This window comes from Pseudoflavonifractor phocaeensis, from assembly GCF_016901735.1.
Taxonomy (GTDB): domain Bacteria; phylum Bacillota; class Clostridia; order Oscillospirales; family Oscillospiraceae; genus Pseudoflavonifractor_A.
The window spans coordinates 1-1268 of record NZ_JACLZC010000145.1 but is presented as its reverse complement, the minus strand read 5'-3'; the positions used below and the strand labels follow the sequence as shown (position 1 = coordinate 1268).

1 protein-coding gene is annotated in these 1268 nt (G+C 46.8%); it reads left to right on the top strand.

Features of this window, described 5'->3' with window-relative positions:
* Positions 1-21: 21 nt before the first annotated feature.
* The coding region (locus tag H7U37_RS14890; protein ID WP_243414341.1) for a site-specific DNA-methyltransferase at positions 22-1268 on the top strand (1247 nt) is incomplete at its 3' end.

Genomic DNA, 1268 nt, shown 5'->3' with positions numbered 1-1268 from the left:
GAGGGCGACAACCTGGAGGTTTTGAAGCTGCTGCAAACGGCCTACTACCGCAAGGTGAAGATGATTTACATCGACCCGCCCTACAATACCGGCAACGATTTTGTCTATGCCGATGATTTTGCCGATCCTATGGCACGGTACAAGGAAGTGACCCAGCAGACTACCAAGAGCAACCCGGAAACCATGGGCCGCTATCACACCAACTGGCTCAATATGATGTATCCCCGTCTGCGTCTGGCGGCAAATCTTCTGCGGGATGATGGTGTGATTTTTATTTCGATTGATGATAACGAGGTCACAAACCTGCGAAAAGTTTGTGATGAAGTGTTTGGCGAAGAAAATTTTGTTGGTTGCGGTGTATGGAAAAGAAGAACATCCTCTGCCATGGATCAATCAAAAGTATCAACAGACCACGAGTATCTTTTGATGTATCATAAAGGACAGTTCCTTCCTTTTGCTGGATACAAAAAAGATTATAAAGGATACTCAAATCCTGATAATGACCCACGAGGCCCGTGGGTTGCAGGTGATTTAACGGTTGGTATGAACGCTGATATGCGCCCTAATCAGTATTATGACCTTGTAGACCCTAAAACAGGGAAAGTATATCATCCCAGTTATAATCGTGTATGGTCTTATGCTCCCGATAGTATGCAGAAGCTTATTGAGGAGGACAGAATTGTTTTTCCAGAAGATACCTCTCAGCGTCCCATGAAAAAGAGGTTTGCCAATGAATTAAAAAGTGACGCAAATCCATTTTCAACGTGGATGAGTGAAGTTGGACTTAATACTGAAGGTACCAGAGCTGTATATACTCTGTTTGATGACAAAAGCCTATTTAATTATGCTAAGCCAATTAGTTTGATAAAAACCATTGTTTCTCAAGTAACAGGACAAGATGATATTGTTCTGGACTTCTTCTCCGGCTCTGCTACCACCGCCCATGCAGTGATGCAGCTCAACGCCGAGGACGGCGGCAACCGGCGCTTTATCTTGGTGCAGCTCCCCGAACTGTGCGACGAAAAGAGCGAGGCGTACAAGGCGGGATATAAGAATATCTGCGAAATCGGCAAGGAGCGAATCCGGCGGGCTGGGAAGAAAATTCTGGAGGAACACGCCCAAGTCACCATGGCGGAGGACAAGCAGCCCCTGGACGTGGGCTTCCGTGTTTTCAAATTGGACACCTCCAATCTGGAAACCTGGGACGCCACCCCCATTGAGAACGAGCAGCTTGACCTGTTGTACCAGCGGATGAACAGCATGATCCA